Origin of the sequence: Candidatus Anaeroferrophillus wilburensis (assembly GCA_016934315.1) — a bacterium.
GTDB lineage: Bacteria > Desulfobacterota > Anaeroferrophillalia > Anaeroferrophillales > Anaeroferrophillaceae > Anaeroferrophillus > Anaeroferrophillus wilburensis.
Map to the genome: position 1 here is coordinate 1 of JAFGSY010000004.1, position 24,307 is coordinate 24,307.

Here is a 24,307-nt window from a genome sequence, read left to right on the forward strand (position 1 = left end):
CAAGCGCCCAAATGCCTTTCGGCAATTTGCGGTAAAAGCCCTTGTTGGAACTTATCGATTCAGGATTACTTGGTTGTAATGAGGTCACAAGTGTCATTTCCTATGTTGCCCAATCGCCGCGGATCAGTCGCGAGCGAGTTGACAAGCTTGCTTGTCTGGCTCGTGTAGCCGACTGCAGCCGCGCCAACAACCGACGGGGAAATCAGCAAACGTTCTCGCGGTCTGGTTAACCGTCTGATTGGGCAGTGGCTTATGCTGTTATCTCAGTCCTGTGTCAAAACCTGATCCTTTATCTTTTCGCTAAACGACATCATTTTTTCCTGCTATGTTATTTTGAATAATGCTTCTTACCGCAATACGTCCGGAACTGAGAGCAAAACTGCTTGCAGAACCTTCCGCAAGAAGGTCATATGTACTGTCATAAAGACCGCCTATATCTTGGCCGGTTACATACAAACCCGGAATAATGTTATCCTTGTTGTCAAGAGCTTGCATATTCGTGTTTATCTTGACTCCACCCAGAGTCAGGAAAAAAGCACGTAGGCCTTTCAGGGCGAAGTAAGGACCATTCAGAGTATCAAATCTGACTAGGTGATCTGGTTTTCGGCTGAAATCCGGATCATTTTTCTGGTCAGCATAGCGATTGACCTTTTCAATTGTTTCACGCAATTTCGTTGGTTCTATGTGTATTTTATTTGCTAAAGCTTCAATTGTATCGGCCTTGAAGGCAAAGCCTGATTCAATACCCTTCTGAATACCTATATCAAGTGCTGTCATTTTTTGTCCCGGAACAACAATGTCGTTAAATGGTGTAAGAGGGCCATTCTCGACCATATATTGTTTCATGTGGCCGTCAAAAATAGACCACATCAAACCACCGTTTGAAGTCATTGCATTGTAGACATCGCTAAAAACCGAACCGAAGGACTCATTGTAGAAACGATCACCATGTCTGTTCACCCATAGAAATGGCTGGCTCAACGCACAACGCATTTGCTTCATATGGTCCGGTCCTCTGAATTGTCGAATTGCCGGCTCATTGTCAAGATAAGGGCTATTTCCTGCAAGAGTTCCCATGCCGGCAAGCGCGGCATTGACGCTTAACGCCAGATTAATTCCGTCACCTTCCCTACCATCAATAGCTGGCCCACGATACATGAGTTTTGCCATTCCCGGAGTACTGACATCCGGTACATATTTCTTCAACATCTCCTTGTTGCTGACAAAACCGCCAGTTGCCATGATGACAGCCTTCGCAGTAACGGTTAGCGTCTTACCCGAAACGTTCTCAGCTACTATTCCGATAACGGCTCCATCATCATTGATCAGTAATTTTTTTACTGGCGTATTGGTTAATATCAGTCCACCCTTCTTTTTTATGTTCTCAGACATTATCTTCACAACTCGAGATCCTGAGCCCTTAAAAATGTGCCACACATTCAGGCTTTTTTCAGGCGGAAACATTGTTCTAATTCCCTTAATTTCGACCCCATAATCCGTTAACCAGTCGATTGTTTTGCCAGACTCGTTGAGAAGCGTGCGAATGACCGATGCATTGCAGCGCCAATGGTGAAATTCCATTACTTTGGCAAAAACCTCAGCAGTCGTTGTCTGAATCTCATTTTTTTTCTGGTACCGAGTGCCGATTCCAAGAGAACCTTCCGGGAAAATGCCGGCACCGCCGAGAAAAGGCAATTTTTCAAGAACAATTGCCTTTACGCCACTTTCAGCTGCAGTTAGTGCTGCCGAAAGCCCGCTTAGCCCGCCACCTGCGATAACAATATCAGTATCATACTTCAGATCTTCTGTGGACGATACCGGAGACTTCTTTATGGATATCATTTACAGCCTCTAATGATATTTTGGCCAACGGCCGGTTTCAGCGGGCGCATGGTCCTCGCGATCCGCTGAAAACCGAGGTTAGAAACCATTTTATTTAAAAGGAGTTTTCAATTTATATTTAATCGTTTTTCTACCAATAGTAATATTTGAAACGCCCAATATGTGGTGGCCGAAGCCTGGTATTTCATTCCCGTCAGTATCGTATGTTTTATGAGATCTTAACGAAAGATTCTCTATATCCTGAGATCCAATGTTCCACATACACGATCCTTCGACTTTTCGAATGGCAGGTATGCCGGTCTTTTCGTTTAAGGGAATCACATTTGACAGGTCATATATAATACTAAAATCAACCGCTATCAAACTCGGGTTCTCTGTAAGATATAGCGCAACTTTTTTACCAGACATTCCTTCAAAAAAGGCACCCTTTTTCTCTATTTCTTCGATCACTTTAGGATAAATATATTCACTTATTTTAGAGGTAATAATTTCTCTATTTATTGGAGGTAGACTTTGGCTTATTTCATCTAAAAATGTTTTCGTTTGATAATAAACATATACCTTGTTTTTCAGACTATCTAATTCAGATATTAGTTCCTGAGCAATTCCTCTATTTGGACTTGTCTCCTTAAAAAATCCCTTGTCTTCAGTAATGAAATGAACGTCGCTTTTTTCAGAAAGGAATAGGATAGATTCCCATATAAGAGAATCCTTATATTGTTGATTTTTCATTCCATTTGGAGGCGTTCCATTGATCACTCGAACTAAGGCGTTTTTATACATGGAGAGAGTAGTCGGTATAGAAAAGCAATTAAGACCTAATTCAGATAACCTCTCTGAGAAGCGGTTTTTAAAAGAAGTTTCATCAGGAACTTTATAATCGTCACGCTTGCCCATAAGGGTTTCAATAATTTTATAGTTATCGTCGATTTTTTCTACTGCTTCTAGCCCATGTTTGACAACGTGTTTTTGTACTTCACCATTAACGACCTCAGGGATTGCTATCACATAGCTATTTCGCTTTATAGCTGAAGCTAAAGCTGCGCCAAGAGGGGATGCCATGAGCTTAGTGCTATAAACCCAAACATTAGTGTCTAATATGATGATATCGTCCATTAAAATATATCTTTCAGCTTTCTAACGCATGAATTCAGCGGCGTTTTAGGCGACGCCTGTTTTTGCGGAAGCAAAAATAGGTGGCGGGTCAAACGTCCGCTGCAATGAATTGTTATGTTGCGCTGGAAAGAACATTGATCTTCTCAATTTTGACCTCTTCCCACAGCCTAAAATAGGCTGGGATAAGACTGTCATGACACCTAACTAGATAGTCCATGACATTCACTTCAGGTGCTGTTTTCTGAGTCCTGCAAAAACCACCCTGACTATCGAGAGAGACACCTTCATAGGTTATTTCTTCAAACTCGAGGCGTCTCCAATTATTCTTCACACGCAGCAGGGTTCTATGCTTCATGGCATTCGTATAGCCCCGCAGCAGCTGAAATTCTTCATTTACACAAAAACTTTTAAGCGCTCCACCAAAGGAAAAACCGCGATACTTCGCCATGAACTTCTTGTTCCACGTCACATCAGAACTTTCAGGATCAGTAACTGGAAAGAATAAATTGAGTACGTAAGGAAAGGAATCTAGTAATGCATGCAGGTTTTGAATAAATGCGAAGATATTTGCTTCATAGACAAAGCGGACAGCCACAGTGTCGCCTGATCTCCGATATACCCCTAATCGGTCTAAAACGAGATTCTTTTCCGATACTATCTCTTCTAGAACGGAATAGTGATACTCACAAAACTGCGCCCGATGATAAATCGACTGAGTACTCAACTCTAGGCGCTTGAGCACGTCATTTTCTTCGCCGCCTATTTCCTGCCGCTTCAGAGCGACAACTTCAGCAATATCCAATTTGGATTCAGGCATTTATCGTTATCCTTGCTTAGCAACATAACAAGTTATTCTATGGTTTCCTGATATCTACTCAAACCAGCTAATCTTGACAAAGAAATATCGGTTGTGTCTCTTGTTTTATAACCGGATATCATTCATTAATGAGCGATATACGTTGAAAGATATCTACTGCCAAACTATACTTTCCGGTCAATCAGCAACTTGAACTATATCGTAAAACCTTTTATCTTGCCACGTCGTGGCTATCTCTATCTGTTCCTGCATCAATAAATCAACCACGCGCAAACCAGACGGCATTCTACAGGTGTTTGCCTCCTGCCGGCGAAGTGTGTCGGTTAATTCCTGCCGGGCATACGGCCATGCACTGCCAGCAGTTATATTGAAAACCGATAAACCCGGCTTGGTACAGTTCGAGAAAAACGGGCTCCTTGAGCAGGTTTTTCTGCTCTTCAGGCGATGCACTGATAAATGAGTGCAGATACGAAAGGGTTGCGCCAATGCCATACGGTTGGGAATTTTTCAGGCAACGCAGTTCGTGAAGCCATGGAGATGCGTTTATTAGGGCTTTCGACGGCGCCGTCATTTTCCCGATATCCGGTAACCACCAGGGACTGCACATCGGGCATGATGTTCTGCGGCGCCGGGGAGAGCGGCGAGTTGTAATCGGCAATAGCGGCAAATCCCACCACATCCGCACCGACATCCATGGCGTATTGGCGAATAAGTTCCTTACTCATACGGCATCTCATGGCATCCATAGTATTCTGGTAGTTGGCCTTGGTTCTCATTGGCCAAGATGGTAATTGTATTGTCTTATCCTGACATTATTTCTTTTTGCAGCAGCCTGACCTCCGGGGCATCAGGGTGGTGCTTCTGCAGTATCCCGAAGACGTTGCGGGCTTCTGAGTGCAGCCCCAGGTCCATCAACAGGCGGATTCGCTGCTCGGCAGATTCAAAAAAGCCGGGATGTAATTCGCTGCTCTTTGCAAATGCTTCAATAGCTCTGTCAAACTCCTGCAGGACTTTGTGTGCCAGACCTAAATTGTACCATGCCCGAAAGTTGCCTTCGTCCAGTTCTTTGGCCGAACGAAAATCGGCTTTGGCGGCGTTGTTTTCGCCCAGGGCAAAATAAGCCATTCCGCGATGGTTCAGCAAAATCGAGCGGATGTGTATTTCGGCGGGAAGTTTAAGGGCCCGGGAGTAGAGGCGGATTGCCCGGCTGAAATCTTCCTCGGCATGGGCCGTGAGTGCCTTGAGGATGATTTTTCCCAAGTCCACTTTGTCATCATCCCCCTGGGGCTCGCTGCCCAACTGTTGACGCAACTCATGTGAGGAGAGGATGCCTGTCCGGGCATTCTGGATGCTGCGTCGTTTATCCTGTTTGAGCACAATCTCCTTCTGGAAGTCACGCAACTCCTGGAAAATGATGTCGCTGAGGGTGAGATTGGCATTCAGCGCCGCAAGTTTCCTTCTGATCTGATCCGTTGGGATGGACCAGTCGGACTTGTAAATCAAATCATGCTCCACTTCGGCCCAGGCATCCTGGAGAAGAGTCCGCAGCTGGATTTCGCAGACCCCATCCACCATCGGCAGCGGATGGGGGACGGTTTGTCCCTGCAGGTCCAGGAGCAGATGAATGGAGTCGTAGCCAAACTCTCTGAAAGACTGACGTTCTCCCTTATGATCCACTTCCCGGATGGGAAAGTGTTCGAGCAGCGTTTTTTCCACCACGGTGAGATCATCGAGGAAGGGACAGATAATGCGCATGCCAAGAAAGTCAGTTATGCCTGCGGTATCCGCCGTCGATTTGGTGGATATTTTTTTAAAATAGCTGCTGAAATCCTTCACCCGGGCTTTGATCTGGTATTTCAGCGGTAAAGGATTCAGCTGTTCACTCAGGTCTGCAGCAAGCTTCATAAGCAGGGTTTGGTATTCCGCCTGGGCGAATGAGTTGTATAAATCCTGCAGCTTGCGTGCATCAAAAGATGACATGATCCCAACTCAGTTAAGGTGCAACTGCCGAAACAGTATTGCCAGGTGTCTTGACCAAAGTGATCCCCAAGGTGGAGATATTGCAGCATAGGGCAAGGGCATCATTTTTTTTCTTCCCACCTGTCTGCCAGGGAGGTAAGGTCTTTGGGGGTATCGATGCCCTTGCTATGGTATTCGGTGGTGACAACCTGAATACGGTAGCCGTTCTCCAGCCAGCGCAGCTGCTCCAGCTTTTCCATTTCTTCCAAAATGCCAGGTCGTAACGCTGGCAGCTGCTGAAGAAAAGAGCGGTGGAAGCCGTAAATCCCCACATGCTGCCGGCAGCAGGGGTTGGGGAATTTCAAATCTTTCCCGGCGAGATCCCGATGGTGGGGGATTGCCGAGCGGGAGAAGTAGAGGGCACGGCCGGCTTGATCGGTAACGACTTTGACGACATGGGGGGAGAGAAAATCATCAAGACAGGTGATGGGGGTGCAGGCGGTGACAATGGTTTCGGCGCTGCTTTTCTGAAGTTCTTCGGCCAGCCGGTCAATAAGTGCTGGGGCGATATCCGGTTCATCCCCCTGGACGTTGATCAACCATGATACGTCCGGATGACGGCCGGCTACCTCGGCAATCCGATCAGTACCGCTGGCGTGATCAGCTTTGGTCAGTTCCGCCTCACCCCCCATCTCCCTGACGGTCTGGACTATTCTTTCATCATCGGTGGCAACCAGCACCCGATCAGCAAGTCGGGCCTGACGGCAGCGTTCCACTACCCATTGGATCATCGGCCTGCCTTTGAGCAGCGCCAATGGTTTTCCCGGGAAGCGGGATGACTGATAACGAGCCGGGATAATGATCATCAGCATACTTGTCAACACTCCTCTTTGAAGCTGTGCTCAGCCTTTCTCTCCAATTAGTATCTGGCAGAAAAATCTTGACAAAGCAACAATTAATCATTTAGCTATACACTACGATTAACGCAAACACCTGCAATAAGGATTTTCAGGTTAGTGGGGGAGGGGTCATGGAAGACAGCGCAGCTCAGACCGGGAAATCGGTACTGGGAAAAATCAGCTTTGAAACCGGTAAACTCTGTCGGGTTGCTACCCGGCAGGTCAAGTTAACTTCCATCCGCCGCCAGCGGAAACATTATTTTCAGAATTTAGGTGAACGGCTCTACATCTTCAAGATGCTCCAGAAAGAAGAAAACGTCTGGGACAAGGAGGAGATATCCCAATTGCTCCTGACGCTGTCTGACCTTGATCAGGAGCAGGAGCTGCTGATTCAGGAAATCAACGAGATTAAGGCGGAGATGATGCCCGGAGAGCCGGAAGTCGTCGTGGGCGAGCCTGAAGTGTCTGAGCCGACGGTTGAGAAGGCTGCCGCTTCTCCGGTTGAACCTGTTTCCGATCCGACTGGCCAGGAAAAGAAGGCATCGAAAAGAAAGCCGGCGGCGAAACCAAAGGCAAAGCCGGCTGCCGCCGGCAAAACCGCCAAGAGCGGAACTCCCAAGACCGCAGCAAAGAAGGTTGCCCCTGAAGCTGAAACCGGCGAATCCAAGCCAGCGACCGAAAACTGATCTTTTCTGAAAAAACGACGGGTTGCGGTTCGGCAGCCCGTCGTTTTCTATTTCCCCCCCTTTTTTTGCACTTTCCCGACTTTTTCAAGTGATCCGGTTGCCGGTCCGTCTGTGGTGCTGCCCTCAGATGTGGGTTTGCAGAATCCTTTTAACCAGCTTCTTCAATTCGGTCAGATCCCCCGATTTTACCACATAATAATCGGAAGCCATGGCAGAGACATCACGTTTGAAGGAGCTGTAGGCTGACAGGAGAATTACCGGCAGGTCATAATATCGGTCACGGATGGTACTCAGCAGTTCTATCCCGCTTAGATGCGGCATCTTGATATCCAGGATGATGATGTCCGGCTGCTGTTGGGCGATGATCTCCATCGCCTGCAACGGATCGCCGAGACTGATGACCTCATAGCCCTCCTCCTCCAGTTCGCAGGCCAGCAGCAGCCGGATATTTTCCTCGTCGTCTATACAGAGAATTTTTTTCTGTTTTTCCATGGTTTTCTCCATTTCCTTCGATATTATTGCTGCTGCCAGCGCTCCAGCAGGTATGGTTTGCTGTCTTCAAAAACCTCGCAGAGCTTTTCCACCACCTCTTCCGCCTGGTAGTCATCGAGATTTTCAGTTTCATGAACGAAAGATGAGATGAAGCCGTAATACAACGGAATCAGCGACTCCAGCAGGGCGGCGCGCTCGGTGGTCGATTGGTAGAAAACGGCAAAATCATAGATAATCCTGACCCATAATGTTTTCGGAAAATCGATTGTTCTGCCGGCCATCTCAGCAACTTCGAGCAGCTTTGCAAAGGTTTCCGGGGTGAGGACCCGGCGGTAGAGATCTGTATGGGCCGAGACGCCGTCGGTAAATTTTGCCATCATGCGGGAGACGTTCACCTGCAGGGGGCGGGGAGCGGTTTCCGACTGGAAGCCGAGAATAGCGGTCGGGCGGCTGCCGATGACTTCCTGCCAGCGGGCTTTGTTGGCCGCCATGAGGGAGAAAATGGTTCCCACCACCTGGATGAACATCGGGCCGAGATCAGCACCCGGATCTTTGACATCATGGATTTTAGCGCCCATAAATGACTGGCAGATTTTAGTGTTTTCAACGATGGCAGTGGTCGTCATCCAGATATCGATGCCGAACCGGGTGACGTCGGTTTCCCACACATCCTGCTGCAGATAGAGGTCAATCAGGCTGCCGGCGAAACCGAAATCACCGCCAATTGGCTGACGCACCCGCCGGCCGTACAGAGCCCTGGTCAAGGGGTAGGCAATGCTGTTGGTAATGGTACCATCGTATTTGTAGCGCCGGTAAAAGGGGCAGACATAGCCATAGTCTTTGTGTAAGACGGGAGCCAGAAGCAGTTGGATCCACTCGGGAGTTACGCTGCGCAGGTCAGAATCCAAAACGGCACATGCCTTGACCTTGAGGAGCCGGGCGGCTTCGAAAATAGCCTTGAATGCGGATCCTTTGCCGGGGGAGCCGATGTAGGGAGTCGAAATGGCTGCCAGGGGGGTGTGTGGTTCGCTGACAAAGAACGTATCATAGGAATTGGTCTTGGCAACCCGTTCGAAGATGATGCTGGTCTGGTCGCTCGAACCGCCGTCGGAATTGAAAAGCACCGCCTTGGCGTCAGGATAGTATTTAGCCAATCCCAGCTTTGCTGCTTCGGCAACGTGACCGATGGTTTCCTCATTATTGTAGCTGGGAATGCCCACCAGGATGTCAGCATTTTTTATGGTTGCCACAGCCTTGCCGGCCTGATCATTGAGCGCGCTGGTTTTCATTATCCATGACCTCCTCTGTTTGGCGGCGCTTTTTGCTATAGACTAATCCTTGGCGCTGCAACTGTCAATAGGGTGGGGGATGCTTTTCAGGTAAGGATGAGAAGAAAGAAGAATAACGTCATCATAAAGTAGTGGCGTTGCAGAAAATAATAAAACGTTTTTTTATAAAAAATCACTGCCGGCAAAGGTGGCTGTGGCTCAGCATTCGTTATTGATTATTGTCAGTGACTATGGTATGGATGCCTACTGATTTTTCCGGTGCCAGCCGGTTTTTCACCGGATATTTTTACCGTGTGGTCGCTGGTATCTTGTTTGAAGCTTGCGGTTGGGAAAAAGGAAAGGGATTGACTGACAATGGCAAAGGGTCGCATTACGGTCAGGCGGGAATTGCGCCAGCCTGACGGTTTCATGAAAACCGCCACCATGGCGCTTGGTTATGTTAAGGGACACCGGCGGTCCGTCATCGTTGGTGCTGTGGTGCTGGCGATTTCTCTGGCGGGCGTTGTCGGCGTCTCCAGCTATTTCAACTATCAAAACCGCCGGGCATCGCAGGTGCTGACCACTGGTTTGCAGGCGTATGCCACAGCAGCCGGCAGCAGCAGTCAGGTTCAGGAGATGCTTGCGGAACTGAAAGCCGGGGCTGAAAATGCGCCACTGGCGGCATCATATCCTCTTTTATGTTATCTTCGCGGGAACGGCTACTATGACCTGCAGGACTATGACCAAGCCCGTCATGCTTATGAGGAGGCTTTGGTCAAAGCGGACGGCTATGTTGCTGATTTGTGCCGGCTTGGCCTTGCCTATGTTGCCTTTGCTGAGCAGGCATACGCCAAGAGTATAGAGATTCTCGAGGCGCTGCAGGCTGATAAAACATCGTTCCGCGAAGATGTGTACCTGCTCATGGGGATGAGTTTTGAACAACTGAACAAGGTCGATGATGCAGTGGCGGCCTATGAGAACATGATTCAGTTCGTACCCGATTCTCAATTGCTGCCATGGGTTGAAGGCCGGCTGGAGCGCCTGAAATTGATCGGCAGTTAATGCTTTTTATGAAAGCGCCAGATTTTGTGAATATGCTCATCTTTTCAGTTGCGGGTCATCAGTTATGAGCCGTGCGGTTACCTTGGGTGTGCTGGTCTGGCTCGTGCTGCTGTTCGGCTGTGCTGGCACCGGGGCTGATAAACCGTCCGCCCCCTCCCTGCCGGATGATGTTTATGAGGAGATTCTCCATCACTTCAGCAGCGGGAATTATGATCTTGTTAAACAGTATATCCAGCGTACCCACGACCGTGGTATCCGGGATAAGCGGCTCTATTTTTTAACCGGGGTGATGGCCTGGCAGGTGCAGGACTATGCCCAGGCAGAAACAGCCTTCCGCCAGGCCACCGAGCTTGATCCGGAGTATTCTGATGCCCATAATAATCTGGGGACCCTCTATCTTTTGTCCGGTGATGATGCCAAAGCGGAGGAGTCGTTCCGCACTGCATTGAAAAATCCCCTATACCGCACCCCGGAACTGGCTTTTAACAACTTGGGCAAGGTTTTGGAAAAACGGGGTGAGCGTCAGGGTGCCGAACAGTGCTATCGTCGGGCAATCTCCCTGAAACAGAACTTCCCCCTCGCCTATTACAACCTGGGGTTGCTGCTCTATCAGGATGGCAGATTTGATGATGCGCGGGTATGCCTTGAGAAGACAACAACATTGTCGCCCCGTCAGGTTGATGCCTGGTGGTGGTACGGCATGGCATCTGTCCAGCTTGGTGACCATGAGAAGGCCAGGGAAGCTTTTTCCCAGGTGCTGACCATGGGACAGGGAACGGAATGGGCCGAACAGGCCAGCGAACAATTGCAGCGGCTTGATGATGCCGGACTGCCTAAGGCAGGGACCCTTCATTAAACGATGCAACGAAATGGTTGCGGTTGAGTTGCCGCTTTTGACGGTTTATGTACCGGTGACTGCTGAGAAGGAAATAATGGTGATAACCTGATGGGGATTACGCAGGAAAAACAGACGTTGCGGGATCAGCGACTCGAAAAGATTGAAAAGCTCCAGGCTTTGGGGGTTAATCCCTTTGCGAATGATTTCATTCCCGGAGATACAGCCGCCGCCGTTCTCGGCCGCTATGGCGATGTTGATGACAAAGAGCTGGGAGAATTTCCGCCCCGGGCTTCCGTGGCTGGCCGGCTCATGTCGCTGCGTTTTTTTGGCAAGGCGGCATTCGGTCATCTGAAAGATCGAACGGGCAGGATTCAGGTGTACGTCCGCAAAGATAAAATTGGTGATGATTTCTTTGAGGTTTTTAAACTGTTTGATATCGGTGATTTTATCGGTGTGGAGGGGGAGGTTTTTCGCACCCGGACCGGAGAATTGACCATTCTGGCCAACCGGGTCTGCCTGTTGACCAAAGCCATCCGGCCTTTGCCGGAAAAATGGCACGGGCTGAAGGATGTTGAAACCCGCTACCGGCAGCGCTATGTCGATTTGCTGGCTAATGATCAAGTGGCGGAAACGTTTGTGAAGCGGGTAAAAATCATCGACGGCATGCGTGATTTTTTTAAACAGCGTGAGTTCCTTGAGGTTGAGACGCCGATGATGCAGCCGGTTGCCGGCGGCGCAACCGCTCGGCCATTCACCACCCATCACAACGCCTTGAATATGGAGCTTTTTCTCCGGGTTGCCCCGGAACTCTACCTGAAGCGCCTGGTGGTCGGCGGATTTGAACGGGTGTTTGAAATCAACCGGAATTTTCGCAATGAGGGCATCTCCATCCAGCATAATCCTGAGTTTACCATGCTGGAGTTTTATCAGGCCTATGCCACCTATCTTGACCTTATGCAACTTACGGAGGAGTTGTTTGCCCACCTGGCCGTATTGGTATGTGGTGACACCAGGATCATCTACCAGGGTCAGGATATCGATCTGACCCCCCCGTGGGATCATCTGACGGTAGTTGAGGCAATTGAAAAATATGGTAACATCCCGCAGGCGCAGCTCCTGGATTTCGCATCGGTCCGGCAAGTGGCGGATGAACAGCACATCGAGGTGGCTGAAGCGGACAGCAGCTACGGCAAGCTGTTACTGAAAATTTTTGATGAGAAGGTTGAACATCAGCTGATTCAGCCGACGTTTATTACCGATTATCCTGTCGAAGTCTCTCCCCTTTCCCGGAGAAATGAGACCAACCCCGCAGTTACCGATCGCTTCGAACTGTTTATCGGCGGTCGTGAAATGGCTAATGCTTTTTCCGAGTTGAACGATCCCCTTGACCAGCGGGAGCGCTTCATTCAGCAGGTAAAGGAGAAAGCCGCCGGTGATGAGGAAGCGCATCAGTATGATGCCGATTACATCAGAGCACTGGAATACGGTCTGCCCCCGACGGCCGGAGAGGGAATCGGTATCGACCGCCTGGTTATGCTGCTGACCGATTCGCCCTCCATCCGTGATGTCATCTTTTTTCCGTTGTTGAAGCCCGAGCAAAAAGAGTCCTGAGGTGTTTCTTGAGTTTTTCATTGCTTTTCGGTATTTGGTTGCCAAGCGAAAGCAGATATTCATCTCCCTGATAACCTTTATTTCCATTGGCGGGGTTGCCGTTGGCGTGGCCGCCCTGATTGTGGTGATGGCGGTTATGAGCGGTTTTGAAAGTGAGCTGAAAAGCAGGATTTTGGGGAATAATGCCCACGTGGTGGTCATGCGTTATGGCGGGGCGGTGGCCAACTATCACCAGGTCATGGCGCAGGCAGCCACCGTTGCCGGGGTTCAGGATGTTGCCCCGTTTATTCTCAATCAGGTGATGATCGCCCACGGCCGAACGGTAAGCGGGGTGGTTTTCAGGGGGATTGACCCTGATCGGGACCCCATGGGCATGTCATTGCGATCGCATCTGACTGCCGGTTCCTTCCTGGATGGCGGCAATGATGCCGCTGCATCCGCAAAAGCCTATCCTGCCATTGTTGTCGGGGTGGAACTGGCTAAGAATCTTGGCGTTTCGGTGGGCGGCCTGGTCAGGGTAATCTCTCCTGTCGGTTCGCCAACCCCGCTGGGGATGGTGCCGCGGATGAAGCTGTTCCAGGTTGAGGGAATTTTCTCATCCGGGATGTACGAATATGATACATCGCTGGTTTATGTCGAACTGGCTGCCGCTCAGCGACTGTTTGGACTGGAGGATAAGGTATCAGGTATTGCCGTTCAGGTTGATAATGTGTATCAGGCCCGGGCTGTCGGTGAACAGATTCAGCAGCTCCTTGGTTACCCTTTCTGGTCACGCGACTGGATGGACATGAATCGCAACCTGTTCTCGGCCCTCAAACTTGAGCGGGTGACGATGTTTGTCATTCTCATGCTTATTATTCTGGTAGCTGCATTCAATATTATTTCTACTCTCTTCATGGTGGTCATGGAGAAACATAAGGATATTGCCATTCTCAAGGCCCTCGGGATGCCTTCCCGCCGGATCATGAGAATATTTATCTGGGAGGGGATGATTGTCGGTCTGGTGGGTACCTCCATGGGTCTGCTGGCCGGCATCGGTATCTGCTACCTGTTGAAAACCTATCATTTTATCAATCTCCCCAGTGACATATACTACATCACCACCTTGCCGGTTAATCTGAAGCCGTTTTATGTGTTTCTGATCTGTCTGGTCTCTCTGGTGATTTCGTTTTTAGCAACTATTTTTCCATCATACAGGGCATCCAAGATGCTGCCCGCTGAAGCCTTACGATATGAGTAGCTTATGAGTGCCATGTTTTTTGCAAAAAAGGACAGGGGAGAAAATCTCTCTACTCGCATTCGCCGCCTGCAGGATCAACTCCAGAAGAATCCCGACAGCTTTCATCTGCGGGTAAAACTGGCTGAGGCCTATATCCAGAGCGGCGACCAGGATACCGGCATCTCCCAGCTGATGAAAATAGCTGAAAGGGATTCCCGTGAAGGGTCGGTTGATAAAGCTATCGCCGTCTATAAGCTAATTCTTCGATATGACCCAGGGAACCTCAAAGTCAAGGATGTACTCTCGACGGTCTACAGTTATAAAGGGCTTAGTGCCGAAGCGGCTGAGCTTGGTGATCTGCTGAAAAATGAGATTGAGCCGGAGCCTATTGATGCCGGTTTTCTGCCACAGATTTCGGTGGCTGAACTGGAGCGTTTAAGCGCCATCTCAACCCTCCTGCCGGTCAAAACCGGAGATGCCATTATCACCCAGGGCGAATATGGCGATACCCTCTATATCATTCTTGAAGGGGAGGTCGAGGTCTACAGTCCTGATTCTGATAACCAGGACTATGAGGCGATGCACCTCAAGGCGGGAAATTTCTTCGGCGAAATGAGTGTCCTGGGTGGCGGACCCCGGGTTGCAACGGTTCGGGCCGTATCCGACTGCCGGCTGCTGGCGATTAAAAAAGAGCAGTTCAGTGTGATTGAAGAGCAGTTTCCCCAGTTGCAGCAGCAGATTATTGAAGGATACCACCAGCGAATGATTGATGTGGTGCTTGCCTCCTTGATCTTTTTTCAGCGCATTCCTGCCCAGCGGCGCAAAGAGATTGTGTCGCGGCTCCATATCCGGCCGATGGTCAAGGGTGACACTATCGTCAGAGAAGGGCAGCAGAACAAATCTCTCTATATTATTCTTGTCGGCGAGGTGGAGGTCTATTTGCACTCCAATGAGCATGCTGTCCATCTGGCTGATCTCGGCAGGGGTAATTTTTTTGGCGAAATATCAATGATTACCGGGCGTCTGGCAATTGCCAGTGTGGTGGCTAAAAGTGATGGTCTGCTGGCGGCGATGGACAGAACCCTGCTGGATGAAATTGCCATGCAGTTTCCCCATTTTCTGCGTAAAGTTATGGATCGTCTCAAACAGCGCAATCAGGATACCATGATCCGGATGATAGAGCATTATCATCATTGATGTTCAGCGCAATAGTGTGTTTTCCGGTGAACATCCTTACCGGGCAGTGGACGGTCAGCGATCAGGTGGAGCGTCAGGGCCTTCTCAAGGCTTCGTGCGATCTTCTTCAGCCAATCACCTGTCTGCTGATGCCTGAGAGAAATTGTGGGGATCATGGCTGATAATCTGCTGAGAGTTGAAAAGCTTACCAAAGAATTTGTTTTGGACGGCGCTCTTGTCCCCGTACTCCGGGGGGTTGATATCGGTGTCGCTCCCGGAGAGCGGCTGGCCATTTGCGGCGAATCAGGGGCTGGCAAAACGACCCTTCTGCAGATCATGGGCACCCTGGATCATCCCAGTAGCGGTCAGGTGTACTTTGACGGCCATGATGTGTTTTCCTGGACGGCGGAGAAGCTTGCCTCCTGGCGTAATGCCAAAATCGGTTTTGTCTTTCAATTTCATCATCTTTTGCCGGAATTTACCGCTTTGGAGAATGTTATGGTTCCGCCCTTGGTACAGGGGGTGTCGCGAAAATCGGCGACAACCATGGCCGGTGATATGCTTGCCCGGGTGGGCCTGACTCCGCGCCTGCACCATAAGCCGGGGGAACTATCTGGTGGTGAACAGCAGCGGGTGGCCCTGGCCCGGGCATTGGTGTTGCGCCCAGTCCTGGTTCTGGCAGATGAGCCGACCGGTAACCTGGATTTGAGGAATAGCCTGGAAGTGGAAAAGCTTCTTTTGGAACTTAACGATGAGTTTGGCATGGCGCTGGTGGTGGTGACCCACAGCCGGCGCCTGGCAGAATCTATGAGTCGGACTGTCTATCTAGAAGACGGGTTGGTGAGAAAGGATGCAACTCAGTGATTCGTCGATCCCTGTTGTTCACGTGTGTCAGTTTGTTTTGTTTTTTTGCTTTTCTGCTGATTCCGGGTGTCACTGGTGCTGCCGATGTTGACTATAATGGTCTGGTGGTCGCCGATGTCGTGGTCTTGGGGAATCAGAAAGTTGCCAAAAATACCATCCTTGACAAGATGAAAACCCGTCCCGGAGAGCAGTTCTCCGATGCTCAGCTCGATGCGGATTTGAAAGTCATCTATGCGCTTGGTTTTTTTGACAATATTATCATGAATCTGAAGCCGGTCAACGGCCGGGTTGAAGTAGCTGTCGTCGTCGTGGAAAAACCTTCGGTTGCCTCAATTGATATCAACGGCAACCGGAAGATCAAACGCAAGGACCTGCTGAAAGAGATAACCGTCCGCACCTTCGCCATCTTAAGCCAGGAGAGAATCAGTGAAAGTGAGGAGAAAATTCGCACCTTCTACCATGACAAGGGCTTTTACTCGGTCACTGTGCGTTCGAAAACGGTTGCTGCCGGCAAGAATCGGGTAAAGGTTGTTTTTACCATCAACGAGGGGCGTAAAAGTTATATCAAAAAAATCAGGTTTAATGGCAATGATGCTTTCAGCGACTGGCGGTTGCGGCGCGAGATCCAGACAAAAACCTATTCATTCTTTTTAACCTGGGCTACTGACTCCGGTATTTTGAAGCAGGAAATGCTGGACCAGGATGTCCGGATGTTGAAATCCTATTATTTGAGCAAAGGCTATGTTCAGGCAAAAATAAGCAAGCCGAAAATCACCCTGAGCGACAATAAAAAATGGATCTATCTTGATTTTGATGTCGAGGAAGGGAAAATCTTCACCCTCGGTGCCATTGATATCGATGACGCTGATCTCGCCCAGGAGATGAAGGAGAAAATTCTCAAGGTTCTCAAGGGAAAACAAGGGGAGGTTTTCAGCAACCTCAATCTGCATGATGATATCGAAACGCTGACTACCTATTATGCTGATCAGGGATATGCTTTTGTCGATGTCAACCCGCTGACCAAGGTTGACGGTGAAAGCCGTAAGGTGGATATTACCTATGCCATCGACCGGGGTAAACAGTTTCGTTTCGGCCGGATTGAGATCAACGGCAATGACAAAACCAGGGATAAAGTGATTCGTCGGGAATTGCGCTTTGCCGAAGGAGAGCTGTTCAGTTCATCCCGGTTGAAACGAAGCCGTGAGCGGTTGACCAATACCCAGTTTTTTTCCGAGGCGGATATCAAGACCGAGCCGGCCGACAATGATTTGATGGATGTGGAGGTCAGTGTTATCGAGGGGCAGACCGGCTCCTTCAGTGTTGGTCTTGGTTACAGCACGGTCGACTCAATCATCGGCATGGCCGGCATCACCAAGAAAAATTTTCTTGGCAAAGGCTGGGACATGGCGTTCAATATGGAAATTGCCGGCAGTCGAAGCCGTTATAGCATCAGTCTGACAGATCCCTACTTCCTTGATATTCCTCTCCAGGCCGGATTCTCGATCTACAACGAGGAGATTGAGTATGATGCCTATGATACCAAGCAGCAGGGGATGAGTGTTCATTTCGGCAAACCCATTGATGAGTATACCAGCTGGAGCGCCGGCTACCGCTGGGAAAAGGTGGATATCTTTAACATCAATTATTATGCTTCTGATTATATCCGCGACGAGGAGGGGAAGACGACCACCAGCCAGGTCTTTTTGAGCCTTATTCGTGACAAGCGTGACAACTATTTCTTTCCCCGACGCGGCTACCGGTTGAAAGGTACTGCAGTATTGGCCGGAGGGCCGCTGGGCTTTGACAACCAGTATTATAAGTTTATTCTTGAAGCGCATAAGTTCTTTCCCCTCCATTGGGACAGTGCCCTGCACCTGCGCAGCATTCTGGGCTATGCTGATGGTTACGGCGGCGAAGACCTGCCCCTTTATGAACGATTTTATGTCGGCGGCATGAATTCGGTTCGGGGGTTTGATTTCGGTGAAGCGGGACCTGAGGACAGGCTGGGAGATGTGATTGGCGGCACCAAGGAGCTGATTCTCGGGGTTGAATGGATTTTCCCTCTGGTTAAAAGTATGGGGTTGAATGGCTTGATTTTTTATGATGCCGGCAAAGCCTATGACGATAATGAGATGTATGATTTTGATTTGCGCCATAGTGTCGGGTTTGGGATTCGCTGGAAATCTCCCATGGGACCGCTGCGCATCGAGTGGGGTTTCAACCTGAGTCCTGAAGATGATGAAAAGGATCATGTCTGGGATTTTTCAGTGGGGGCGTTCTTCTAAAGGTTTCAGCTTGGCTGAAACATAATCAAGGTGGTTTTTTTATCAACAGGGGAGTTGAAAGGAGTAGGTAGATGGTGCGTCATAAGATATTGACAGTGATGCTGGTAGTGGGCTTTATCCTGACTGTTTGTCCTTTCGTCGGTGCTACTGATAATGAGCATGTGACGAAAATAGCCTATATTGATCTGCAGAAGGTTATGGCTTTGTCTGAAGAGGGGAAGCAGGCCCGGGAATCGCTGGAGAAAAAGCGGGCGGAGATGGGCAAGTTGATTCAAGAGAAAAAAAATCAGCTTGATCAGGTGAAGGAAGAACTTGAACGCCAGGGAATGATGCTCAGCAAGGAAGCCCGGGCAGAGAAAGAGGCTGAGTACCAGAAAGAGGTGCGGGATTTTAAACGGTATGTCGCCGACTCTGAGGAAGAGCTGAAGAAGACCTATGAAGAGCTGACCAAGGCAATTCTCCAGGATCTGGAAAAGGTTGTGGTCCAGGTGGGTCAGGAAGGCAAGTATACCATGATCCTTGGCCGGCAGGAGAGTGCAATTTTCTATGCTGACAAAAAGGTTGATATTTCCCAGCAGGTTATTGATGCCTACAATGCCTGGAAACAGCAGCCTGCACCGAAAAAATAGGAAGATGACGTGCCGGCAAAGCAAACAAACTTTTCCGTTACCCTGGCTGAACTCGCTGCCCATGTCGACGGGGAACTGCTGTCTGCCGACCCCGGTTGGCGGGTTACCGGTATTGCCCCGCTGCAGGAGGCCGGGCCGCAGGATGTAACGTTTTTCCACGACCGCAAGCTGGCTGCGTTGCTGCCGGCATGCCGGGCCGGGGTGGTTATTGTTGCGGAACAGTGCCCTGCGTGCGGGCGGCCGCAGATCATTGTTCCCCGCCCTGATCTGACCATGATCTGCATTCTTGAACTGTTTTACCCCCCCAAGGTCTACGGTTCAGGGGTAGCCAGGGGAGCTTTTGTTGCCGCCAGTGCCAAACTGGGGGAACAGGTATTCGTAGCTCCGGGGGCATATGTCGGTGAGGGAACAATTATTCATGACGGCGTCGTTCTCTGCCCAGGTGTGGTGGTTGGTGATCGCTGTGTTGTCGGTGCCGGCTCCATTCTCTATCCCAATGTGACCATGTATGACGGCTGCCGCATCGGCCAACGGTGCCGGATTCATGCCGGTACTGTCATTGGCAGTGATGGCTATGCTTTTACCCGTGATGGCGAACAGCACCGTAAAATTCCCCAGGTGGGGATTGTGGAAATCGGCGATGATGTGGAACTCGGGGCTAATAATACCATTGACCGGGCGGCGTTGACGGTAACCCGCATCGCCAACGGTGTGAAGACGGACAACCTGGTCCATATTGCCCATAATGTGGAGATCGGCGAACACTCCCTGTTGGTTGCCCAGGTGGGCATTGCCGGCAGCACCAAGATTGGCAGAAGTGTTATTCTGGCCGGCCAGGCCGGGATAACCGGGCATGTTACCATTGGCGATAGTGCCATCGTTGGTCCCCAGGCCGGAGTCAGCCGGGATATTGCCCCCGGAGAGGTGGTTTCCGGGTCGCCGCAGATGCCGCACCGCGATTGGCTGAAAGCCGCAGGATTGTATGCCAAACTGCCGGAGATGCGAAAAAAAATGCGTCAACTCGAGCACGAAATGGCCGTATTGAAACAACGGCTATCCCTGATGGATGGTGATGACAATGATTGATATTGTAAAGATCATGAGCTACCTGCCGCACCGTTACCCTTTTTTGCTCATTGACCGGGTTTTGGAGATGGTGCCGGATAAAACCATAACCGCCTTGAAAAATGTAACCATCAATGAGCCGTTTTTCGTCGGTCATTTTCCCGGCAACCCGGTGATGCCCGGGGTGTTGATTGTTGAGGCCATGGCCCAGGCCGGCGGTCTGCTGGCGTTGTACAGTGAGGGAATAGAGTTGGGCAGCGACACGGATGCCAAAGTCTATTTTCTCGGTATTGATAAGGCGCGCTTTCGCAAGCCGGTAACTCCCGGTGATTCTCTCAGACTGGAAATAAGGATTCTCCAGCACCGGGGTAAAATCTGGAAAATTCATGGTGAAGCCAAGGTTGGGGAAACACTGATGGCCGAAGCTGAGATGATTGCCAGTATTGCCTAAAAACAGCTTCATTGTTCTCATATTTTGTGTAAGGAGTTTTTGTGGCTACAATTCATCCCACGGCCATCATCTCACCGGCGGCATCCCTTGCCGATGATGTGACCGTCGGACCGTATACCGTTATTGACGGTGAAGTGGTCATCGGTCAAGGTACGGTTGTTGACCATCACGTTACCATCGCCGGCCAAACGACCATCGGCAGCGGGTGTCGGATATACCCCTATGCCCTGGTAGGTACCGATCCCCAGGATCTTAAGTACCGGGGTGGTGACAGTGCGTTGACCATTGGTGACCAGACAGTCATCCGGGAGTATGTGACCGTCAGTCGGGGAACACCAACCGGTGGTGGAATTACCAGGGTTGGGAGTAACACTTTTTTTATGGCCTACTGTCATGTGGCCCATGACTGCCAAATCGGCAACCAGGTTATTATGGCCAACGGGGCGACCCTGGCGGGCCATATTCTGATTGAAGACCAGGCGATCATCGGCGGCTTGGCTGCTATTCATCAGTTTTGTCGCATTGGTTGTCATGCGATGATTGCCGGTATGGCCGGGGTCAGTCAGGATGTGCCGCCTTATTGTATGGCTTCCGGCAACCACTCCCGCCTCTATGGTTTAAATCTCATCGGCCTGCGGCGCCAGGGTTTTTCCCGCGAAACCATTTCAGCCTTGAAAAAAACCTTTCGCATTCTTTTCCGGACGTCGGGGTTGAATCTGAACAAAGCGATGGCGCAGGTGGAAAGCGAACTGCCTCCCTTGCCGGAGATTACCCATATGTTGGACTTTATTCGTGGTACTGAACGGGGTATTTGTCGAAAGTCATAATGTGCCGGCGTGGAAAGGGAAAATGACCGATAGCGAAAAAATTGTCAAAGTCGGCGTTGTTGGTGTTGGCCACCTGGGTCGTTACCATGTGCAGAAATATGCTGCTCTGCCGGGTGCTGAGCTGGTTGGCATCAGTGATCTCGATCAGCCGCGGGCCGCGGAGCTGGCCGGCCAGTATCATGCCAGGGTGTTTGCGGATCTGGATGAGTTGTGTTCCCAGGTTGATGCGGTATCGGTGGTGGTGCCGACCGTTGATCATTGCCGGGTGGCTTCCCGGTTTTTAGCTGCCGGTGTCCACGTGCTGCTGGAAAAACCCATTGCTGCTACGCTAGCTGAAGCCAGGGAACTCGTTGCCATGGCTGACAGCCGGCGGGTGGTTCTGCAGGTCGGTCATCTGGAGCGCTTCAACCCGGTGTTCACCGCCGCAGCAAAAAAGATTACCGCTCCCCGTTTTCTTGAAGTTCATCGATTGTCACCTTTTACCTTCCGCAGTGTTGATATTGATGTCATCCTTGACCTGATGATCCATGATATTGATCTGGTTCTCAGTCTGGTCAAAAGCCCCATTCGTGATATTTATGCCGTTGGCGTTCCCGTGTTGTCCCACCAGGTGGATATTGCCAACGTCAGAATCCATTTCGCCAATGGTGCAGTCTGTAATCTTACCGCCAGCCGGGTATCGGTGCAGCGGGAACGGAAAATCAGGCTGTTCCAGCAGGATACCTACTTTTCACTTGATTTGGGAAATTTTTCCCTCATTGAGTGTGCGAAAAAGGAGTTTGATTATTCTGCTCCCATTCCGGCTATTGATCTCCATAAGGAGGAGTTCCCCGACTCTGACTCCCTGATGCTGGAAATAGAATCATTTCTGCACGCAGTACGCCATCATGAGCAACCGGTAGTTTCCGGCAGGGATGGCCTGGCGGCACTGGAAGTGGCCTTTCTGGTGAAGGAGGCGATTGCCGGGCAGACTGCCGGTTCATGGCCGGGGTGAACACGATTTTACCAGGGGGCGGCAAGTAGGTATGAACCGCAATCCAGCAGTGAAAATATGTATCATTTCCGGCGAAGATTCAGGCGATTTTCATGGCGCCAGGCTGGCCAGGGCGATCAGGGAACTCCTTCCCGATGTACAACTGGACGGGGTCGGTGGTGCACAAATGGCTGCCGCCGGCGTTTCCCTGATATTTCCCTCTTCCCGGCTGGCTGTCGTCGGCATCACCGAGGTTATTGCCCGCTTGCCGGCTGTCTATGAAGGCTGGCGGGCGATAAAAACCTATCTGGCTCAGGAACGGCCAAATCTGGTTGTTCTGATTGACTTTCCCGACTTCAACCTCCAGCTTATCGCCCCGCAGGTGAAAAAGCTTCATCTTCCTCTGGTCTACTATATCAGCCCCCAAGTCTGGGCGTGGCGCCGGGGGCGGGTGAAGAAAATCCAGTCGCTGGTTGACCGGATGCTGGTTATTCTCCCCTTTGAAGAGGAATTTTACCGGCGCTACGGGGTGGAGGTGACCTATGTGGGTCATCCGTTGGTGGATGAATTTGCCCATTTTCAGCTCCTGCCCCGTCGCCAAAGGCCCTTTATTGCCTTGTTGCCCGGTAGTCGAACCACGGAAGTACGCCGCCTGCTGCCGGAGATGCTGGAAGCGGCACGGGTGATCCGAAGAACCCACTCCGGACAGCAGTTTATCCTTCCCCTGGCGCCATCAATGGATAAAAAACTGGTTGCCGCCCTGCTGCCGCCAGATGCTGATACATGGTTGACCTTGGTTCGTGAACCGCTGTCGACCTGCCTGCAGCATGTTTTTTTTGCCGTGGTTACTTCGGGAACTGCAACCCTGGAAACTGCCCTTGCCGGGGTGCCAATGGTGGTTGTCTACCGGGTTGGCAGGCTTTCGTACGAGATAGGTAAGCGGTTGATCTCTGTACCGCATATCAGTTTGGTGAATTTGGTAGCCGGCAATGAAGTGGTTCCGGAGCTGATTCAATCTGAGGTTCTGGGGCAGACGATCGCTGGCACCGCACTGGCAATTATTGATGATCCGGAGCGTTATGAGCAGATGGCCATGGCGTTGGCGAGCGTCCGGCAGAAACTTGGCGCTGCCGGTGGCAGCAGGAAGGCGGCAACTGAGGTTATTCGCTGCCTGCCTTCGGGGGCTCACTAGGAGATTACGTTATATGGTGCTGCCGGCGTCGGTAGCGGCTGGCTCAGGAGGCCAGCGAACCGGGTTGCCAATCGCTGATCCTGGGATGTGGTTTCCCATGGGGTATGCTTCTGCCGGATATGGCTGCCACATCTGCAAAGGTATCCCATGGCCTGTATAGTGTTTCTCTTTACCAGCTTTGTCCTGCTGGTGTTTGTCTTCCGTCTGTTTGCCTATCTGGTTCGCTGGCTGGAAATCAGCAACCGGCCAGACTTTCAGCTTCCTTGCCGGTCACCATCCGCCTGGCTGCCGGCCTCTCTTTCCGCTGCCCAGATTTTGGCCTTGGTGATGGAGTTGGCCAGCAGCTTTTACATGGTTGTTGCCTGGCTGATCGGCTTTCCCAAAAATTTCTGGCTGAAAAGCAGAAAACCCTGCCATTCCCTACTGCGCAAGAAGGAATCGCCTGTGGTGGTCCTGGTTCCCGGCTACCTGATGAATGGGACGACCTTGTGGGTACTCTCGCAGCGGTTGAAACGTGATGGTTTCCAGGTGCTGGTTTTTGAACCAGGAAACATCATGCACTCCATTGACCGGCATGCGCGGGATCTCGGTGATTTTGTCAAGGCAGTCGTGCCCAGAAATGGGTTGCTGGTGCTTATTGGCCACAGTATGGGGGGCTTGATCTGCCGCCAGTATGCCGCCCGGTATGCTGAAGATTACACTGTAACAAGCATCATCACCCTGGGCACTCCCCATCGGGGAACGATGCTCTGGTCGCTTGGTATTGGTGCTGCAGCTCATGATCTGCGTCCAGGTTCTACGTTTTTAAAGCAATTGAACTCACTTGGCAGTCCTGAACATCCCCGGCAATGGGTTTCCCTGGCTTCCGACTTTGATGAACTGGTGATTCCCAATGAATATGCCGATTTCCCCGGGGGTGAGCAGCTGCACGTTTCCCTGATTGGCCATTTCAGGCTGGTATTGAGTGCCGGTGTCTACCGCATTATCCGTGGCTATCTTCCCTGATGATCAATGATCAGTCAATTATCATTATGGT

Annotated in this window: 23 protein-coding genes; 15 read left to right on the forward strand and 8 right to left on the reverse strand. The window is 50.6% G+C overall.

Features of this window, described 5'->3' with window-relative positions; genetic code table 11:
• Window positions 1–300: 300 nt before the first annotated feature.
• From JXO50_00205 to kdsB, 6 genes are all read right to left on the reverse strand, one after another.
• Window positions 301–1,842: an FAD-dependent oxidoreductase gene (locus JXO50_00205; protein ID MBN2331506.1), complete on the reverse strand. Its 1,542-nt coding sequence runs from the start codon at window positions 1,840–1,842 to the stop codon at window positions 301–303.
• A gap of 90 nt (window positions 1,843–1,932) precedes the next feature.
• The gene (locus tag JXO50_00210) at window positions 1,933–2,958 is read right to left on the reverse strand and encodes a DUF4935 domain-containing protein (protein ID MBN2331507.1); all 1,026 of its coding nucleotides are present in this window, start codon (window positions 2,956–2,958) and stop codon (window positions 1,933–1,935) included.
• A 112-nt stretch (window positions 2,959–3,070) separates the two neighbouring features.
• Window positions 3,071–3,775, reverse strand: a complete 705-nt coding sequence (locus JXO50_00215; GenBank protein MBN2331508.1) for a hypothetical protein — start codon at window positions 3,773–3,775, stop codon at window positions 3,071–3,073.
• Window positions 3,776–4,212: 437 nt separating this feature from the next.
• A complete protein-coding gene (locus JXO50_00220; GenBank protein ID MBN2331509.1) occupies window positions 4,213–4,500 on the reverse strand; it encodes a hypothetical protein in 288 nt (95 codons plus the stop codon).
• 76 nt (window positions 4,501–4,576) lie between these two features.
• Window positions 4,577–5,755: a tetratricopeptide repeat protein gene (locus JXO50_00225; protein MBN2331510.1), complete on the reverse strand. Its 1,179-nt coding sequence runs from the start codon at window positions 5,753–5,755 to the stop codon at window positions 4,577–4,579.
• Between the two features lie 101 nt (window positions 5,756–5,856).
• Complete coding sequence (kdsB, locus tag JXO50_00230; protein MBN2331511.1) at window positions 5,857–6,606, reverse strand: 3-deoxy-manno-octulosonate cytidylyltransferase; 750 nt, start codon at window positions 6,604–6,606, stop codon at window positions 5,857–5,859.
• 158 nt (window positions 6,607–6,764) lie between these two features.
• Between kdsB and JXO50_00235 the strand changes: the two genes are divergently transcribed.
• Window positions 6,765–7,319 carry a hypothetical protein gene (locus JXO50_00235; protein ID MBN2331512.1) on the forward strand — a complete coding sequence of 185 codons (555 nt, stop codon included), beginning with the start codon at window positions 6,765–6,767 and terminating at the stop codon, window positions 7,317–7,319.
• A 123-nt stretch (window positions 7,320–7,442) separates the two neighbouring features.
• Here JXO50_00235 and JXO50_00240 read toward each other — a convergent pair whose 3' ends face one another.
• Entirely contained in the window at window positions 7,443–7,811 is a 369-nt protein-coding gene (locus JXO50_00240) for a response regulator (GenBank protein ID MBN2331513.1), read from the reverse strand.
• Window positions 7,812–7,834: 23 nt separating this feature from the next.
• Complete coding sequence (locus JXO50_00245; GenBank protein ID MBN2331514.1) at window positions 7,835–9,100, reverse strand: glycosyl transferase family 2; 1,266 nt, start codon at window positions 9,098–9,100, stop codon at window positions 7,835–7,837.
• Between the two features lie 354 nt (window positions 9,101–9,454).
• On the opposite strand from JXO50_00245, the gene JXO50_00250 reads away from it, so the two are divergent.
• The 14 genes from JXO50_00250 to JXO50_00315 all read left to right on the forward strand — a co-directional run bounded on the left by JXO50_00250 (window position 9,455) and on the right by JXO50_00315 (window position 24,276).
• A complete protein-coding gene (locus tag JXO50_00250) occupies window positions 9,455–10,141 on the forward strand; it encodes a tetratricopeptide repeat protein (GenBank protein ID MBN2331515.1) in 687 nt (228 codons plus the stop codon).
• Between the two features lie 64 nt (window positions 10,142–10,205).
• Window positions 10,206–10,997, forward strand: coding sequence for a tetratricopeptide repeat protein (locus JXO50_00255; GenBank protein ID MBN2331516.1), 792 nt, complete (start codon window positions 10,206–10,208; stop codon window positions 10,995–10,997).
• 90 nt (window positions 10,998–11,087) lie between these two features.
• Window positions 11,088–12,590: a lysine--tRNA ligase gene (gene lysS, locus JXO50_00260; GenBank protein MBN2331517.1), complete on the forward strand. Its 1,503-nt coding sequence runs from the start codon at window positions 11,088–11,090 to the stop codon at window positions 12,588–12,590.
• Window position 12,591: 1 nt separating this feature from the next.
• Complete coding sequence (locus tag JXO50_00265; GenBank protein MBN2331518.1) at window positions 12,592–13,830, forward strand: lipoprotein-releasing ABC transporter permease subunit; 1,239 nt, start codon at window positions 12,592–12,594, stop codon at window positions 13,828–13,830.
• A 3-nt stretch (window positions 13,831–13,833) separates the two neighbouring features.
• Window positions 13,834–15,006: a tetratricopeptide repeat protein gene (locus JXO50_00270; protein MBN2331519.1), complete on the forward strand. Its 1,173-nt coding sequence runs from the start codon at window positions 13,834–13,836 to the stop codon at window positions 15,004–15,006.
• 153 nt (window positions 15,007–15,159) lie between these two features.
• Window positions 15,160–15,849 carry an ABC transporter ATP-binding protein gene (locus tag JXO50_00275; GenBank protein MBN2331520.1) on the forward strand — a complete coding sequence of 230 codons (690 nt, stop codon included), beginning with the start codon at window positions 15,160–15,162 and terminating at the stop codon, window positions 15,847–15,849.
• Window positions 15,846–18,134, forward strand: coding sequence for an outer membrane protein assembly factor BamA (bamA, locus tag JXO50_00280; protein ID MBN2331521.1), 2,289 nt, complete (start codon window positions 15,846–15,848; stop codon window positions 18,132–18,134). The genes JXO50_00275 and bamA overlap by 4 nt, the downstream gene beginning before the upstream one ends.
• Before the next feature lie 71 nt (window positions 18,135–18,205).
• Window positions 18,206–18,763 carry an OmpH family outer membrane protein gene (locus JXO50_00285; protein MBN2331522.1) on the forward strand — a complete coding sequence of 186 codons (558 nt, stop codon included), beginning with the start codon at window positions 18,206–18,208 and terminating at the stop codon, window positions 18,761–18,763.
• 9 nt (window positions 18,764–18,772) lie between these two features.
• A complete protein-coding gene (gene lpxD, locus JXO50_00290) occupies window positions 18,773–19,849 on the forward strand; it encodes a UDP-3-O-(3-hydroxymyristoyl)glucosamine N-acyltransferase (protein MBN2331523.1) in 1,077 nt (358 codons plus the stop codon).
• A complete protein-coding gene (fabZ, locus tag JXO50_00295) occupies window positions 19,842–20,279 on the forward strand; it encodes a 3-hydroxyacyl-ACP dehydratase FabZ (protein MBN2331524.1) in 438 nt (145 codons plus the stop codon). The genes lpxD and fabZ overlap by 8 nt, the downstream gene beginning before the upstream one ends.
• Window positions 20,280–20,320: 41 nt before the next feature.
• The gene (lpxA, locus tag JXO50_00300) at window positions 20,321–21,106 is read left to right on the forward strand and encodes an acyl-ACP--UDP-N-acetylglucosamine O-acyltransferase (protein ID MBN2331525.1); all 786 of its coding nucleotides are present in this window, start codon (window positions 20,321–20,323) and stop codon (window positions 21,104–21,106) included.
• 22 nt (window positions 21,107–21,128) lie between these two features.
• Window positions 21,129–22,100, forward strand: a complete 972-nt coding sequence (locus JXO50_00305; GenBank protein ID MBN2331526.1) for a Gfo/Idh/MocA family oxidoreductase — start codon at window positions 21,129–21,131, stop codon at window positions 22,098–22,100.
• Window positions 22,066–23,271, forward strand: a complete 1,206-nt coding sequence (lpxB, locus tag JXO50_00310) for a lipid-A-disaccharide synthase (protein ID MBN2331527.1) — start codon at window positions 22,066–22,068, stop codon at window positions 23,269–23,271. The genes JXO50_00305 and lpxB overlap by 35 nt, the downstream gene beginning before the upstream one ends.
• Window positions 23,272–23,418: 147 nt before the next feature.
• The gene (locus JXO50_00315) at window positions 23,419–24,276 is read left to right on the forward strand and encodes an alpha/beta fold hydrolase (protein ID MBN2331528.1); all 858 of its coding nucleotides are present in this window, start codon (window positions 23,419–23,421) and stop codon (window positions 24,274–24,276) included.
• Window positions 24,277–24,307: the final 31 nt, after the last annotated feature.